This is a genomic window from Pseudomonas sp. KBS0710 (genome assembly GCF_005938045.2).
Taxonomy (GTDB): domain Bacteria; phylum Pseudomonadota; class Gammaproteobacteria; order Pseudomonadales; family Pseudomonadaceae; genus Aquipseudomonas.
The window spans coordinates 5,105,204-5,120,033 of sequence record NZ_VCCF02000001.1; the positions used below are offsets into that span (position 1 = coordinate 5,105,204).

Below are 14,830 nucleotides of genomic sequence, written 5' to 3' on the forward strand. Positions count from 1 at the left end.
CGATGGCATGGGTACCTACACAACGTTAACGTTGAAGCGGTCTTGGGGCTGGGCGGTCGGGGGCATATCCGTTGCTGCGGTGATGGCGGCTTAGGGTTCCGCCCTGACGGCGGGTCACTTTTGTAAAGACACAAAAGTAACCAAAAGGTCTTCGCCGGTATGACTCACCCACATGGGTTACAAATCAGTTCACGCACATAGGTAACAGTTTTTAACTGGCAGGGTCGATTTCGTGAGGATCTGACCATGCCCTGGAAAGAGCTGAAACCTATGGACCTCAAAGTGATGTTTGTCGCTGAATATCTGACTGGAAAACACAGCCTTAGCCAGCTATGTCGAGACTATGAAATCAGCCGAAAGACCGGCTACAAGTGGGTCGAGCGATACAAAGCAGAAGGCCCCAGTGGGCTTGATGAGCGTAGTCGTCGTCGGCACCACCAGACTTATGTGGTGCCTTTGGCGGTAAAGCAGGCGATTATCGAACTTCGTTCTATAGGCGAGACAATCCCTGGTCCGAAAAAAATCCAGAGTGATCTGATAAAGCGCTTTCCGGGCCAGGATCCGCCCTCGAAAACGACTATTTATAACATCCTCAAAGCAGCTGATCTGATCACGCCTCGACCCTTGCGGCCAAGAGTTGCTGTCTATCCAAAACCGTTACGCAAGGCAGATGTGCCTAACCAGCTTTTCAGTGCTGACTACAAAGGCCAGTACCTGACAGGAGCGGGCGTATGGTGTTATCCGCTAACAATCATGGACCATGCCAGTCGTTTCTTGCTTGCCTGTCAGAGCATGCCCAGCACCAATTTCAAGGAGACCCAGGAGACGTTCGAACGGGTGTTTCGCGAGTATGGTTTGCCTGAGCGGATCCGTACTGACAACGGAGTGCCGTTTGCCAGCACAGGCCGTGGAGGGCTGTCACAGTTGTCGATCTGGTGGCTACGGCTGGGGATCATTCCAGAGCGTATCGAGCCCGGTCGGCCAGACCAAAATGGCCGGCACGAGCGTATGCACCGAACACTGAAAAGTACTTTGCCCAATCCACCTGCGGTTGCTTGGGAGTCTCAGCAGAAACACTTTGATCGTTTCATACAGCACTACAATTACGAGCGAGGGCATGAAGCGCTGAGCCAGAAAACACCGGCTTCATGCTATTCACCTTCACCTCGAGCCTATCCTGAGAAACTGCCGGAGATGGGTTATGCAAGTCATATTGAGTGTTACCGGACTGACTCAAACGGGATGATTTATCGGTCAGGTCTGCGGATTTATGTGGGGCATTTACTGAAATACCAGACTATTGGAATGGAGATGCTGAGCGACGATGTGTGGGCTGTTATTTTCGGCCCAGTGATCCTCGGTCAAGTGGATGCAAGAAAAGCAGACAAGGACGGCTATATTTCACTCAAAGTGTTACCTATGTGAATGCACTTTTGTGTAACCCATGTGGTTGTCCCGTACACGCCCCAACACTCGGTGCCTCGCTATGGCTCGGCATGCCCGCAATCCGACAGTGATTTGGGGGGCCGCTCTCAGATCAAGATCACGATCAAAAGCGCAGATCAAAAGACCGCTGACTTCGTCATCGAAAAGGATGTAAGGGCCGGAGCAACAGCAACAGCAGAGCCAAACTCGGTCACCTGTGGGAGCTGGCTTGCCTGCGATGGCAGGCAACTCGGTGTGCCTGATAAACCGAGGTGTCTGCATCGCAGGCCAGCTCCCACAGAAAGGCAGATCCCACAGAAAAGCAGCTCTTCAGTGCATGCAAATCCGCAGCCGACATCATTTTCAAAGCTGCATCCGGTCAACTGTGGGAGCGGGCTTGCTCGCGAATGCGGTGTATCAGTGACAGATGAATCGACTGACACACCGCATTCGCGAGCAAGCCCGCTCCCACATTTAGACTGCGCCACATCGGGTACATAGGCTTTGGCTTTGCACTTGACCTGGCTTTTGATTCAACCACTCAGGTCGGCTTTCAGGCCGCCGTGCTGTAGATCTTGATCTTGATCTGCTTTTGATCTCAGGCGCCCCGTTAACCACGATGGCCGAACGCAGGCTTGAATCCGTGGGTAACCCGGCAGGACGCCGGGTTAGCCGCGCTGGGCCAAGGATGGCCCATCGCGGCGGCCCACGGATTCAAGCCGGAGTGAGGGCACACCGAGCCAGAGCGAGGTGCCGAGTGGTGGGGCACAGACCTTTTGGTTACTTTTGGGGCGTTTGCCAAAAGTGACCCGCCGTCAGGGCGGAACCCTAAGTAGCCATCACCGCAGCAACGGATACACCCCCCCCACTGCCACGATAAACCACCCACAGACGCCAATATTTGCGTAGATACCTATGCCGCGATGGCGACAGATCAGTCAATACATCGGTGACTGACAGATCGCTATCGCAGGCAAGCCAGCTACCACAGGCTTTGCCGGTGGTCTTTAGCGCGGCGGGTAGTTGGAGAGGATCCTGGTCACCGTGCTGCGAATGGCATCGCTGCGATCCTGCGGGTTCGGCGTGCTGGCCATCATCTGCTCGTCGCTGCCACGCCACACCAGTTTGCCGTCCTTGCCGTCGAGCAGGTCGATCTGGATGGTCGCGACCTTGTAGGTGATGTTGCGCGTTTCGTTGTACATCGGCGCGCCCCAGTAGCCATTCCATGGGCCGCCCCAGGCGCCGCCGTAATTGGTGGTGACTTGTTGCTGGCGCTCTTCGACGATCAGGTAGGCCTGCACATTCAGGTCGGCCCTGGTGCCTGCGGCGGCGGGGCGCAGGCCGCGCTGGTCGAGCTGCTCGCCCACGGCCTGGCGGATGCGCTGCTCGGTGAGATCGCTCTTGATCCGTGGATCATCCGGGCGGTATTGCAGGGCCGGGTCTTTCCAGGCCCAGTTGCGGTAGGCGCCAAAATCGCGGCTGGCATCAAAGTCGTGGTTGACCTGGCTGGTCTGGCAGCCACTCAACAAGACCATTACAGCTAGTGCAGCAAGGCGACGAAGCATGGGTGTTCTCCAAAAGATGGAATCAGCCTGAGATGAGAATAGCTGCTAACTGGGTGGATAAGCGCTCATTGCCTTTTGCATCGCTTCACGCAATGCATCAGCGCGTTCGCTCAGGCTGCCCTGGCTGGTGGTTTCGGCGCTGGTGCTCCATACCGGCTGGCGCGTGCGGGCATCGAACAGGCTGACGCGTGCTACCGCAACCGTCACTTCATAGGTGCGTACCACCGGCACCGTGTTGTACATGCCGTAGCCGTTGCCATAGCGGTTATAGCCGCCGTAGCCGTAGCCATAGTCGTCCTGCACCTGGCGCAGGCGTTTTTCCAGGCGCACATCGGCGGTCACCAACAGGTCGGGAGCGCGGTTGTCATGCAAGGGGCGCAAGCCGCGCTGGTCGAGGGCGCCGCTGACCGCTTCGGCGATTTGCGCCGAATCCGCCCAGGCCGTGCCCGCGGGCAGTTGGCCGTTGAGCCAGCCCCAACTGCGGTAGGCACCATAGTCGCGCACCGGCGCCGGGTAGGCGCTGGCATCAAAGGTATTCGCCGCCTGGGCTGGCGCCGGCGGCATCGGGGCCGAGGCGGCCACGTAGGGGTTGGGCGTGGAGCAAGCGCCCAAGCCCATCGATAACAGGAGCAAACAGAGACGACGCATTTCGACCTCCGCAGACTGGGCCGCTTAAACCGGACGGCAGATCCAGTGCAAATAACGCCCAAGTCCGGCAAAGCTTGGGTGACGACGGTGAGCGAGTTCCATCTCCAACAAGTCCTGCAGATTGGCGCGGGCCTGGAACTCCATCGGCATATAGTCGTGGAACACCCGCACGCCGCTTTGGCTTTCGACCTGCCAAAGCCCTTCGAGTTGCGCCGCCAGCTCCCGTGGGTCAAGCGGTTGTTGCGGGGTAAGACTTTGCTTCTCGCCGGCCATGTCGTTCTTGCGCATTTTGCGGAAGTGGCCTTTGAGCAGGTTGCGGTAAATCAGTGCATCACGGTTGTAGAACGCCAGCGACAACCAGCCGCCGGGCACCGTGAGCTGGTGCAGCACCGGCAGGATGGCATGCGGTTCGGCCAGCCATTCGAGCACGGCGTGGCACAGCACCAGGTCGTAGGGCTCGGTGAGTTGGCCGAGCAATTGCTGCCAGGGCGCATGGATAAACGTCGCGGCCTGCCCGGCGTCGGCAAAGCGCTGACGGGCGCCTTCAAGCATTGGCTCGGCAGGCTCGGCCAGGGTCACTTGATGGCCACGCTCAGCCAGCCACAACGACATATGCCCCAGGCCCGCGCCGATATCCAGCACACGCAGCGGGCGCTCGGGCAAGGCTTCAGTCAGGTCGGCCTGCAACACCGCCAGGCGAATCGCACCTTTGGCGCCGCCGTAGATCTTCTCGGCAAAGCGCGTGGCCAACTGGTCGAAGTGACGGTCACTCATGGGCAAACCGCCGTTCGCTGTCGGCCAGTTTGGCGCGTACCACTTCGTTCATGTCCAGGCCCAGCTCACTGCACAGCAACAGCAGGTACAGCACGATATCGCCGACTTCCTGCCCGGCATGGGCGAGTTTGTCCGCCGGCAGTTGGCGCGACTGGTCTTCGGTCAGCCACTGGAAGATTTCCACCAGCTCGGACATTTCCACACTGGCGGCCATGGCCAGGTTTTTAGGGCTGTGGAACTGCTTCCAGTCGTTGGTATCGCGAATACGGTGCAAGCGTTCGGTGAGGTGTTCGAGGTTCATGCGGGGGCTCCTGAAGGTGTATAGCTTCGGGCGGATGCCGGGCGAAGGCAAGTGAATCCCTGTAACGCGTAAACCTCTATGCTAAAAGGGAACTCGCTGGGTGTAATAACGACCAAAGGCTCAGCGACGCCCACCTCCTCTTCAGGACACACACATGCAGGTAGAAAGTTTTTTCGAATGGTTGGGCCAGGCACTGGGCTCCGTCATCCGCTTTATCGTCGACGGGCTCAGCGGCTTGTTCGGCGCTCTGACCCACGCGGGCGGCAACTTTATTGAAGGCCTGTCACGCACATTGGGCATGGACACATCGATCATCAGCATCGCCGCCCTGATCATCGGCCTGATGTTGCTGTACTCGGCGGTGCGTGCGTTTATGCGCGCCTCGATCATCGCCGGCATTATCTGGCTGATGCTGGGCTTGTGGTTGCTCAGTTGGGTTGTGCATTAATACTTGAAAACACTCACCTTGCTGACGGATTGGCGCGACCGCCCCACCCATCGCCGCGTCTGGGCATTGGCTGCGCCGATGATTTTGTCGAACATCTCGGTGCCGCTGGTGGCCCTGGTGGACAGCATGGTCATCGGCCACCTGCCCCACGCCCATCAACTCGGCGCCGTGGCGGTGGGCGCCAGCCTGTATACCTTCCTGGCCTGGGCCATGGGCTTCCTGCGCATGGGCTCCACCGGGTTTGCCGCGCAAGCCGCCGGGCGCGGGGATGGCGCAGCGCTCAGGCAAATCCTGCTGCAAGGCTTGTTGCTGGCGCTGGGGCTGGCGATGCTGCTGGGCACGGTGGGCATACCGCTGAGCCATCTGGCCCTGGAGTGGATGCAGCCCTCCGCCGAACTGAATCAACTGACCCGCGATTTTTTCCACACCCGCTTGTTCGGCCTGCCCGCCGCGCTGGCCAGCTACGCCTTGGTCGGCTGGTTCCTTGGTACGCAAAATGCGCGTGCACCGCTGGCGATCCTGCTGACCACCAACCTGGTCAACATCGTCTTGAACCTGTGGTTTGTACTCGGCCTGGATTGGGGTGTGGTTGGCTCCGCACGCGCCTCCGTTATCGCCGAATGGACGGGCGCCCTGCTCGGCCTGGCCCTCACGCAAAAAGCCCTGCGCGCGTATCCCGGGCATATCGCCTGGGCAGCATTAAAGCTGTGGCAAAGCTGGCGGCCACTGCTGGCGGTCAACCGCGACATATTTATCCGCAGCCTGGCGCTGCAATCAGTGTTTTTCATGATCACGGTCCAAGGCGCACGGCTAGGTGACGCTACCGTGGCGGCCAATGCGCTGCTGCTCAACGGCTTGCTGTTGACCGCCCACGCCCTCGACGGTTTGGCCCACGCAGTGGAGGCACTGTGCGGGCACGCCATCGGTGCGCATGATCGCCAGGCGCTACGCCGCTCACTGGTGGTTGCCTGCGGTTGGTCATTGATTGCCAGTGTGGGGTTCGCGCTGCTATTCACCTTCGCCGGGCACTTGTTTATCGCCATGCAGACCGATATCCCCAGCGTGCGTGAAACCGCCGACATCTACCTGCCTTACCTGGCTGTACTGCCGTTGATTGCGGTGTGGAGCTACCTGCTGGACGGCCTGTTTATCGGTGCCACCCGCGCGCGGGAAATGCGTAACGGCATGCTGTTGACGGTGGTGATCCTGCTGCCGTTCGCGTGGGTGCTACAGGGCTACGGCAACCATGGGCTGTGGATATGCTTCCTGCTGTTCATGGCCCTGCGCAGTATTACTTTGTGGGTGATTGCGTGGCAACTAATGCGCCGGGATCAGTGGTTCGTCGGCACCCACTCCCGCTGAAAATCACCCAACCAAATTTATAGGGCATGCACTTGCCCCCTTACATTCAAAAACCAACAGCGCAAAAGGCTTACAAAGCCTTACACAACCCCTTGAAACTCTTTACCCCATCCCAACCACTTAAGACTGACCATCCCACTCTCAGTTTTAATTGGAGATTTTATGAACCCTCTACCTCCCATTACCACCCCGCCCGCCGCCCCTACATTGAAGCCTCAACTTGAGGCACCCGTGATAACAGGAGTGAAATCCAAATTACTGTTTTCTGACGACAACACCAACATTGAATTGCATTACGGCTACGACCCAAAGAAAAATGCCTATGATGCCGAGGGCATGATTAAGATCAGCACTAACGACAAATCAGATACGATCAATATTACTGTAGGTGCGGATAACAAACTCACCGCCTACATCAATGGGATGCCTCATGCACTCCCAATCAACGCCAATGATAATCTTAAAATGCTGCTCATTTCGTCGAGTGGAGGCGATAACAGGATCAACATCGACCCTCGCGCCCAAACCATGGTCCAAATAGTGACAGGAAAAGGTAACGACCGGATCACCGCAGGCGGCGGCCACACGTGGATAGACGCTGGCGCTGGCAAAGACTACATCCAATTAGGTAGCGGCACGGGCGTCGCCTATGGTGGTGATGGCGACGATGTACTGGTTGCAGGTGAAGGTCACGCCATCATGTCGGGCGGTAACGGTGATGACAAATTGTACGCCACACAAACCGCCAGTCCCAAAAGGCAAGTCTATCTCAATGGCGATAATGGCAATGATCACCTGTATGCGGGCGCAGGCATAAATGTATTGAATGGGGGGTTGGGCGACGACACGTTGGTTGGCCATCGCCAAACGACTTTTTACACCGGTGCAGGAAAAAACACCGTTAACTCATACAGTGCGCAGGATAAAATCTATGCTCAGGACACTGACGAGATTCACAACACCGGCAATGCTCCCATCGAATACATTAAACATGTCGACAGTGGCAAGCACGCTTTTAAAATTGAAGGAAGCCCTAGATTCATCTCGGCGGTAGAAAATTATTTAGAGCAACTAAGAGGCTCACCCAGCGGACAAAAACTGCTCCAGGCGCTGGACGATATAGCCGTTAAAAACGGAGAGCCGGTTACTATAAAACAATCTGAATATGATGGAAAAAGTTACTACCAGTTCAAACGCCCACAGACCGACGAGGTCCCGGATGCGGAGTACCACAAACAAAACTTTCCGAAATCTGGTTACATCACAAATGGTAAAGCAGGCCCGGCAGCCACCCATGCCGAGATAAGCGTTGATTCCGCTAACTTTGGACTGGATATAAATGAACCTCCGCTGCTGCAACTTTATCACCAAATGGTGCATGCATTTAACGGTGGTCATGGAACGATTCTGCCGGGCAGTCAACCCGTTGTCGGGGCTGATGGTAAGCCCGTAGAGGTGGATGGCGAACCAACAACCGTTTTAGATGCGGAGTATCAAGCCATCGGCATTCCTACCGACGGCACGCTCTACGACTTCGATAACAACCCCATGACGCCGCCCACAGCAACAAACCCAGCACCCTATACAGAGAATGATATGCGCAGGGAGATGGGCGTACCGTTATCAAAAGTCATTTCCTCCCCTGCTGAAAAACAAGTATCCGCCTAAAGCACGCAGCCAGGGATACCACGGTTAGAGTCAATGCCTCGCCGCTTGATGGCTGGGGCATTCGACCTGTTGGTTCTCGCTGGTTACAGCGCCGCTAGCCTGGGTTAAAACAGAGGTCAGCCCTGAAGCTTAAGCGGCCTCGGCACTCGGCCGTAAAGAACGGCCGGTACTCGCGTAAGAAAAACTCACAACTCCGTGTGGAGCCTTTCCAAGGACTACCACCACACAGGATCCACCTGGCGCACTTTCGCTCGCCAGAAGGAAACAGGAGCTTCCGTGAACACAGTGTTTTCCCGCATGCCACTCGGCGCATCCGACGCCCCTGCATGGGCCCCCCAACCTCAAACGCTCAGCCCGTCGACGCCAACGCCTGAAATTGGCCAACAGACACAAACGTTGTTCAACGAAGCCAATCTACTGATCAAACGCGAAGTGGAAACCTGGCAAGACAGCGCCGGCAACTACTACTCAGCCAGCATGACGCACATCGCCACCGGCGATCAGGCAGACCGTGTGAAGATCACACGCCATGACAGTAGCACGTTGATAGCCACCATCAACGGCAAAACCTACCCCTTCCCAATGCCCGAAAGCACAGACCTGCACATGATAAATATTGAGACCCAGGGCGGGAATGACTCGGTGGTCATTGGCCCTGGCGTTAAGGCGCCTGTTCGGATCATGACGGGCGACGGCAATGACCGGGTCAAAACCGGCGGCGGCTATGCACGGGTCAATGGCGGCAGCGGCAACGACTCCATTCGCCTGGGCAGCGGCGGCGGAATCGCCCTGGGTGGTGACGGCGATGATCAGATGCGCGCAGGCGCGGGCAATGCCGTACTGAGCGGTGGCAAAGGCAACGACGTGCTGCATGCAGGCAAGGGTGCCAGGCACCGACTGGTGTATTTGAACGGCGACCAGGGCAATGACCAGCTATATGCAGGTGCAGGCATCAACGTTTTGAATGGAGGCCGCGGCGACGATAAATTGGTGGGCGCCCGTAAGACCACGTTTTACGCCGGATCAGGCCATGACGTGATTCACTCCACGAGCAAAAAGGATCGAATTTACGCCAAAGCGTCCGACGAGATTCATCACAACGGGCCTTCAAACGTCACGTATATGGAGGTCAAGGACGTCGGGAGCAAAGGGCTGAAGCTAGAAGGCACGCCCGAGTTCATCGACGCCGTGCAAGACGTTCTCGACCAGCTTCGGGGCTCGCCTGTCGGCCAGCGGATGCTTGAGCAAATGGACGACTTCGTGGACGACATAAGGTCTCCCGTCACCCTGCGAGAGTCTGCAGACATGAACGTGAGTTACTACTATTTCCGGAACGCCTACAGCGACGAGCTTTCCGCATGGCAGTCTTCACAGTTTCAAAGCAGATCCGAATTGGGCTATATCAAAAATGAAGTTGCCGGCTCAGTCGCCACTCATGCCGAAATAGAACTTCAAACGTTTCACTTCGGCCAACAGCTATCAGCCACACCCCTGCTTGCACTCCAGCACGAGTTGGCCCATGCCTTCAATGGCGCCACAGGCACCTACCAACCTGGAAACCAACAGGCTTTTGGCACAGATGGGAAGCCCATTGAGCGCTACGGTCAGCCGGTTTTCGTCAACAACGTCGAGTACCAGGCGGTCGGCCTTGCCATTGAGGACGGGGAGCTGTTCGATTACGACAACAACCCGCTCACCCGGCCAACCACCTTCAACCCGCCGCCCTTTACCGAGAATGCGCTACGCCAGGAAATGGGCGTTCCCTTACGTAATCGCTACCTATGGGATGAGGCGCCGCACATAATTTAATGAATAGGAGGGGGTTCGACCTGTCAGTTCTCACAGGTTACAACGCTGACGTTCCGGCGTTGAATGGAGATCGCCCCTGAAGCGCCTTCAGCTTCAGGCTGCGATCTCATTTCACCCAAGGAAGAACCCACATGAGCAACAACACCTACTGGATAATCGGCGCGTTGATAGTGGTCGTGTTGATAGCCGTCGCCGTTATTCGCACGTCGAAGAAGAAAAAAGCCAACCCCCCTGCCGAAGTCATCGCCGAACCGCCCGTTCAGGTTCAACCCGTCACTGCGGACACTGGCGAATGGACACTTAAACTGGATGACGCTCCGTCAACACTCCCAACGCAGCCCGACCTCCAGAAAGGCGTGGAGGTTTGGAATCAAACGGTTTTCCACGTCTTCGTGACCCAACAAGGCATAAGAGCGACGCTGCCACCCCAAGGTCGAACACTGATGGACAATGGCGCCAGCCTGACCGTCAGCCCTTCAGCGCAAAACACGCTGCAGTCTGTCGCGCTGGAGGAAACCGGTCCCGAAAGCTCAGCCCTGTACACCCTGGTTGTCCGGTAAAACCAGCCTCACTGGCCTGGCGTGGAGCGGATAAACGCCGTGACCCGATCCAGTACCGGCGCCAGCCAGCGCAACGGCTTGGCCATGGACGCTACTAATGTCGCGTGGCTGGTCCGGGTGAAATAAAACGTCTCGACCGGCACACCCGCTTCACGCAGCTTGTTAGCCAGCCCGCCCGTGTTGCGCGAGGGGTTGACCAACGTGTCGCTCACCGAGGCAATCAACAGGCTCGGTGGTGCGTCATGGCTGACGTGGTTGATGGGCTGGGAATCGGGCGGTGAGTCCGGGAAGAAAAACACGGGGCGCACATCGCGGTTTTCAATTGGCAGGAAGTCATAGGGCCCGGCCAGGCCGATCCAGCCCTTGAGCATCGAAGGTGACAAGTTGACCTCATTCAGCCAGCGCGCATCCAGTGCCAGCATCGAGGCGTTATAGGCACCAGAGCTATGGCCCATCAGGTAGAGCTGCTTGGGGTCGGCGCCATACTCGGCGATGTGCTGATGAGTCCAGGCCACCGCTTGGGCGCCGTCCTGGAGAAATGAGGGGTAACGCACTTGCGGGTAGAGGCGGTAGTCCGCGATGACCACCACAATGCCGCGTGAAGCCAGGGCTTCGCCGACGAAACCGTAGTCATCCTTGGAGCCGCTGTTCCAGCTGCCACCGTAAAAAAACACCACGACAGGGGCGCTGGGCAAGGCGGTGACGGGACGGTAGATATCGAGTGTCTGGCGCGGGTCAGGGCCGTAGGCGATGGATGAGGTTTTGGTGAAGGTGATGGAAGGGGTCAGTGCGTTGAGCACTTTGATCGGCGAGCAGGCCGAGAGGAATGCGGCGACTGCCAGGGTGAATGCTTGCAGCCATTTGCTCGACATCGTTCAGACCTCACGCAGTAGGTACTACCAAACGAACATCCAAAGGTGGGAGCTGGCTTGCCTGCGATGGCGGTGTGTCAGCCCTGAATGTGCAAACTGATACACCGCCATCGCAGGCAAGCCAGCTCCCACACTGGTTCTCAATCACTTTGAGATCCAGTGTGGGAGCAGTGTACTTATGAGGACAGGTACGAAGACCGCGTCAGGCCCAGACGCAACGCATCCAGGAACTGAGTACGCTCGCTGGCACTGATCTTCGCGCTGGCGCACTTGTCACGGTAGTGCGTCATCAACTCCTCCGGCGACAAGTGCACGTAGCGCAGCATGTCTTCGATGGTGTCGTGTGTCTCGATCCCGGCGCTGTACACCGAACCGTCTTCACGCTGGTAGATGTTCACCGAGTCGGTGTCACCGAACAGGTTGTGCATGTCACCGAGAATTTCTTGATAGGCACCCACCAGGAAGATGCCCAGCAAGTAATCTTCGCCTTCGTTCAAACCGTGTACCGGCAAGCTGGTCTCGATGCTCTGCTCGTCGACGTATTGCTTGATCTTGCCGTCGGAGTCGCAGGTCAGGTCTTGCAGCACGGCGCGGCGCAGCGGCTCTTCGTCGAGACGGTGCAGCGGCAGAATTGGCAGCACCTGGCCGATAGCCCAGGTGTCCGGCAGGCTCTGGAACACCGAGAAGTTGCAGATGTACTTGTCGGCCAGCTTGTCGTTGAGCTCGTCCAGCACTTGGCGGTGCGAGCGCTGGCGGGCTTTGAGCGAGTTATGCAGGCGGCGGCACACGGCGAAGTAGCACTGTTCAGCCAGGGCTTTTTCCGCCAGGGTCAGCTTGCCATCGGCGTACTGGGTGGCCACGTCGCTCATGTAGTGAGTGGCGCGCCAGTATGTCTCGGTGACCATCTCGATGTCGGTCGGGCCTAGCAGGTCCACCAGCCATTGCACGGTTTCCGGCAGGCTTTCCTTGTTCTCGATCTGCGGGATTTCGTCGTTGTGCTTTTCAACGTCGGTAACCTGCACCACCAGCATGGCGTGGTGGGCGGTCAGGGAACGGCCGCTTTCGGAGAAGATGTGCGGGTGCGGCAGGCTCTGCGCATCGCAGAATTCCTTGAGCATGCCCACGACTACACCGGCGTAATCATCCATGTCGTAGTTGATCGAGCTGGCGTTACGCGAGTGCGTGCCGTCGTAGTCCACGCCCAGGCCGCCGCCGACGTCGATGTGGTCGACCGGCAGGCCGAGGTTGCGCAGTTCGCCGTAGTAACGAATGGCTTCCTTGAACCCGTGCTGGTAGTCGGCCAGGTTGGCGATCTGCGAACCCATATGAAAGTGCAGCAGGCGGATGCCCTGGTCCAGGCCGGCGGCGCGGAAGCGCTCGACCACCGACAGCAATTGCGCCGCCGACAAACCGAACTTGGACTTCTCGCCACCGGTGTCCGCCCATTTGCTCGACGCCAGCGACGACAAACGCACGCGCAGGCCAACCTGTGGCTTGACCTTGAGGGCCGCGGCTTCTTCGATCACCAGGCCGACTTCGGATTCTTTCTCGATCACGATAAACACATTGTGGCCGAGCTTCTGGCCCATCAGCGCCAGGCGGATGAACTCACGGTCTTTGTAACCGTTGCAGACGATAGTGCCACCCTTCGGCGCCAGGGCCAGCACGGCTAGCAGCTCAGGCTTGGAGCCGGCTTCCAGGCCGATGGACACGTTCTGGGTGGCGATGATGTTCTCGATCACCGCTTCCTGCTGGTTCACCTTGATCGGGTACAGCGCGGTGTACTTGCTCTGGTACTCCAGGCGCTCGATGTTCGAATCGAACGCGCCGGTCAGCTGGCGAACGCGGTCTTGCAGGATGTCGGGGAAACGCACCAGCAGCGGCAAGGACAGGCCGCTTTTGCGCAGCTCGTCGACTTGCTCGTACAGATCAACCGGCGTGCTGTTCGGGCCGTTCGGACGGACTTCAACGCGACCGGCATCATTGATCGCGAAATACCCGGCCCCCCAATGGCGAATCCCATAAACACTGCGGCTGTCCGCAACTGTCCATTGGCTGCCATCGTCTTTGCGTGTGCGTCGTACGGACATCGAAGTCCCCTATATAAAGTCGAAGATCACCACGCCCTTCTTGCAAGGCTGGCGAAGTCTAAAGAATGAAAATGACGATTTGCCTGTAAGGAAGGTAGACCCCACTCGCAGGACAGAGTTTAGACACCGGTCAGGAACAGGCTCTGTGAAAACCATGGAGACGACAGTTCGCGTTCAGCAAACCGGCCATCCGGGTGGGTTTCACAGAGGCTGCTAGCCGCCGGATTTCTTCGCCTTGTAACCCAGCTTGATCAGCTCGGCCAACAGCAACTCGACGTGATCGCCCTGGATCTCGATGACGCCGTCTTTCAACGCACCACCGGTGCCACAGCGCTTTTTCAGCGTGGTAGCCAGTTCCTTCAGGGCCTCTTCGGCCAGGGGCACGCCGGTGATGGTGGTCACCGTCTTGCCGCCACGGCCTTTGCTCTCGCGTCGCACGCGGGCAACGCCGTCGCCTTCAGGGATCAGGGTCTGTTTGCAGGTACACGAATCCACGGGCTGACGACAGTCCGGGCAGTGTCGACCTGCGTCGGTGGAAAATACCAGGCCACCAAGGGCGGCGAAGGATGCGGCTTTTTTGGCCACCGGCAATCCTCTTGGGAGGACAAAGACTGATCGGTATTCGCTAAGGCGACTTACCGACCGCGAAGCCCCACTCAGGCAGGGGCAGCGCTACCGAACCGCCAAGGGTGGTTCGGGTGAAAAGTCGCGCAGTGTAACGGCAAAAAGCCGGCTTGCTAAGAGCCAAATAGCGCCAATTTATGCAACTTTAGCGACGTAAGGCCAGATAGCGCCGCAAGCCCTCTTGAGCATCCGGGCAGTAAGGCTTTTGTTGAGCTTCCTGCAGGACCGTTTCAAGGGGCAGAAACCGTGCTTCCATGACCTCCTCGGGCTGCAAGCGCAATGGGCCATCCCAGACTGCCGAGTAAGATTTGCACCACAACCGGCTGTCATCCTCCTCAAAGTAGAAGTGGTCATGCTCGACCAGTTCCACGCCGCCAACGCCGAGCTCTTCTTCCAGCTCACGGGCCGCAGAAACCGCATAGCTCTCGCCCGCCGCCACCATGCCGCCTGCCGCCGTATCCCAAAAACCGGGATACAGGGCTTTGCTCAAGGTGCGTCGGTGCACACACAGCTCACCGGCGGAGTTGAACAGGAAGATAAAGGTGCACCGGCCGATCAGGCCGCGCTGGCGCAGGTCGGACCTGACAAGGTGGCCGAGCAGGTTGTCCTCCTTGTCCACCCAGCAGATCAGTTCAGCATCAGAGGCCGCACGGTGTGCGGCCTCCTTTTGAGGAGCGTCCATCA

At 58.1% G+C, this 14,830-nt stretch carries 14 protein-coding genes; 6 read left to right on the forward strand and 8 right to left on the reverse strand.

Annotated elements, in window-relative coordinates; translation table 11 throughout:
• Window positions 1–246: 246 nt before the first annotated feature.
• On the forward strand, window positions 247–1,425 hold the full coding sequence (locus FFI16_RS23470) for an integrase core domain-containing protein (protein WP_138815816.1): 1,179 nt from the start codon (window positions 247–249) through the stop codon (window positions 1,423–1,425).
• A 1,007-nt stretch (window positions 1,426–2,432) separates the two neighbouring features.
• Here the strand turns inward: FFI16_RS23470 and FFI16_RS23480 are convergent.
• From FFI16_RS23480 to FFI16_RS23495, 4 genes are read right to left on the reverse strand one after another with little or no spacing between them, the layout of a single operon-like run.
• The gene (locus tag FFI16_RS23480; RefSeq protein ID WP_138817025.1) at window positions 2,433–2,990 is read right to left on the reverse strand and encodes a DUF4136 domain-containing protein; all 558 of its coding nucleotides are present in this window, start codon (window positions 2,988–2,990) and stop codon (window positions 2,433–2,435) included.
• Window positions 2,991–3,035: 45 nt separating this feature from the next.
• Window positions 3,036–3,638, reverse strand: coding sequence for a DUF4136 domain-containing protein (locus FFI16_RS23485; RefSeq protein WP_138817026.1), 603 nt, complete (start codon window positions 3,636–3,638; stop codon window positions 3,036–3,038).
• 24 nt (window positions 3,639–3,662) lie between these two features.
• The gene (locus tag FFI16_RS23490) at window positions 3,663–4,412 is read right to left on the reverse strand and encodes a methyltransferase (RefSeq protein WP_138817027.1); all 750 of its coding nucleotides are present in this window, start codon (window positions 4,410–4,412) and stop codon (window positions 3,663–3,665) included.
• The gene (locus tag FFI16_RS23495) at window positions 4,405–4,713 is read right to left on the reverse strand and encodes a MazG-like family protein (protein ID WP_071486172.1); all 309 of its coding nucleotides are present in this window, start codon (window positions 4,711–4,713) and stop codon (window positions 4,405–4,407) included. The genes FFI16_RS23490 and FFI16_RS23495 overlap by 8 nt, the downstream gene beginning before the upstream one ends.
• 154 nt (window positions 4,714–4,867) lie before the next feature.
• Between FFI16_RS23495 and FFI16_RS23500 the strand changes: the two genes are divergently transcribed.
• The 5 genes from FFI16_RS23500 to FFI16_RS23520 all read left to right on the forward strand — a co-directional run bounded on the left by FFI16_RS23500 (window position 4,868) and on the right by FFI16_RS23520 (window position 10,560).
• A complete protein-coding gene (locus FFI16_RS23500; protein WP_138817028.1) occupies window positions 4,868–5,161 on the forward strand; it encodes a hypothetical protein in 294 nt (97 codons plus the stop codon).
• Between the two features lie 3 nt (window positions 5,162–5,164).
• A complete protein-coding gene (locus tag FFI16_RS23505; RefSeq protein WP_138817029.1) occupies window positions 5,165–6,523 on the forward strand; it encodes an MATE family efflux transporter in 1,359 nt (452 codons plus the stop codon).
• 162 nt (window positions 6,524–6,685) lie between these two features.
• Window positions 6,686–8,191: a M91 family zinc metallopeptidase gene (locus FFI16_RS23510; protein ID WP_138817030.1), complete on the forward strand. Its 1,506-nt coding sequence runs from the start codon at window positions 6,686–6,688 to the stop codon at window positions 8,189–8,191.
• 276 nt (window positions 8,192–8,467) lie between these two features.
• Window positions 8,468–10,000 (forward strand): M91 family zinc metallopeptidase, encoded by a 1,533-nt coding sequence (locus tag FFI16_RS23515; RefSeq protein WP_138817031.1) that lies wholly within the window; start codon window positions 8,468–8,470, stop codon window positions 9,998–10,000.
• Between the two features lie 131 nt (window positions 10,001–10,131).
• Complete coding sequence (locus tag FFI16_RS23520; protein WP_138817032.1) at window positions 10,132–10,560, forward strand: hypothetical protein; 429 nt, start codon at window positions 10,132–10,134, stop codon at window positions 10,558–10,560.
• An 8-nt stretch (window positions 10,561–10,568) separates the two neighbouring features.
• Here FFI16_RS23520 and FFI16_RS23525 read toward each other — a convergent pair whose 3' ends face one another.
• The 4 genes from FFI16_RS23525 to FFI16_RS23540 all read right to left on the reverse strand — a co-directional run bounded on the left by FFI16_RS23525 (window position 10,569) and on the right by FFI16_RS23540 (window position 14,828).
• On the reverse strand, window positions 10,569–11,432 hold the full coding sequence (locus FFI16_RS23525; RefSeq protein WP_138817033.1) for an alpha/beta hydrolase: 864 nt from the start codon (window positions 11,430–11,432) through the stop codon (window positions 10,569–10,571).
• 176 nt (window positions 11,433–11,608) lie between these two features.
• Complete coding sequence (gene speA / locus FFI16_RS23530) at window positions 11,609–13,522, reverse strand: arginine decarboxylase (RefSeq protein WP_138817034.1); 1,914 nt, start codon at window positions 13,520–13,522, stop codon at window positions 11,609–11,611.
• Window positions 13,523–13,735: 213 nt separating this feature from the next.
• Window positions 13,736–14,107 (reverse strand): translation initiation factor Sui1, encoded by a 372-nt coding sequence (locus FFI16_RS23535; RefSeq protein ID WP_138817035.1) that lies wholly within the window; start codon window positions 14,105–14,107, stop codon window positions 13,736–13,738.
• A gap of 184 nt (window positions 14,108–14,291) precedes the next feature.
• Complete coding sequence (locus FFI16_RS23540; protein ID WP_138817036.1) at window positions 14,292–14,828, reverse strand: NUDIX hydrolase; 537 nt, start codon at window positions 14,826–14,828, stop codon at window positions 14,292–14,294.
• Window positions 14,829–14,830: the final 2 nt, after the last annotated feature.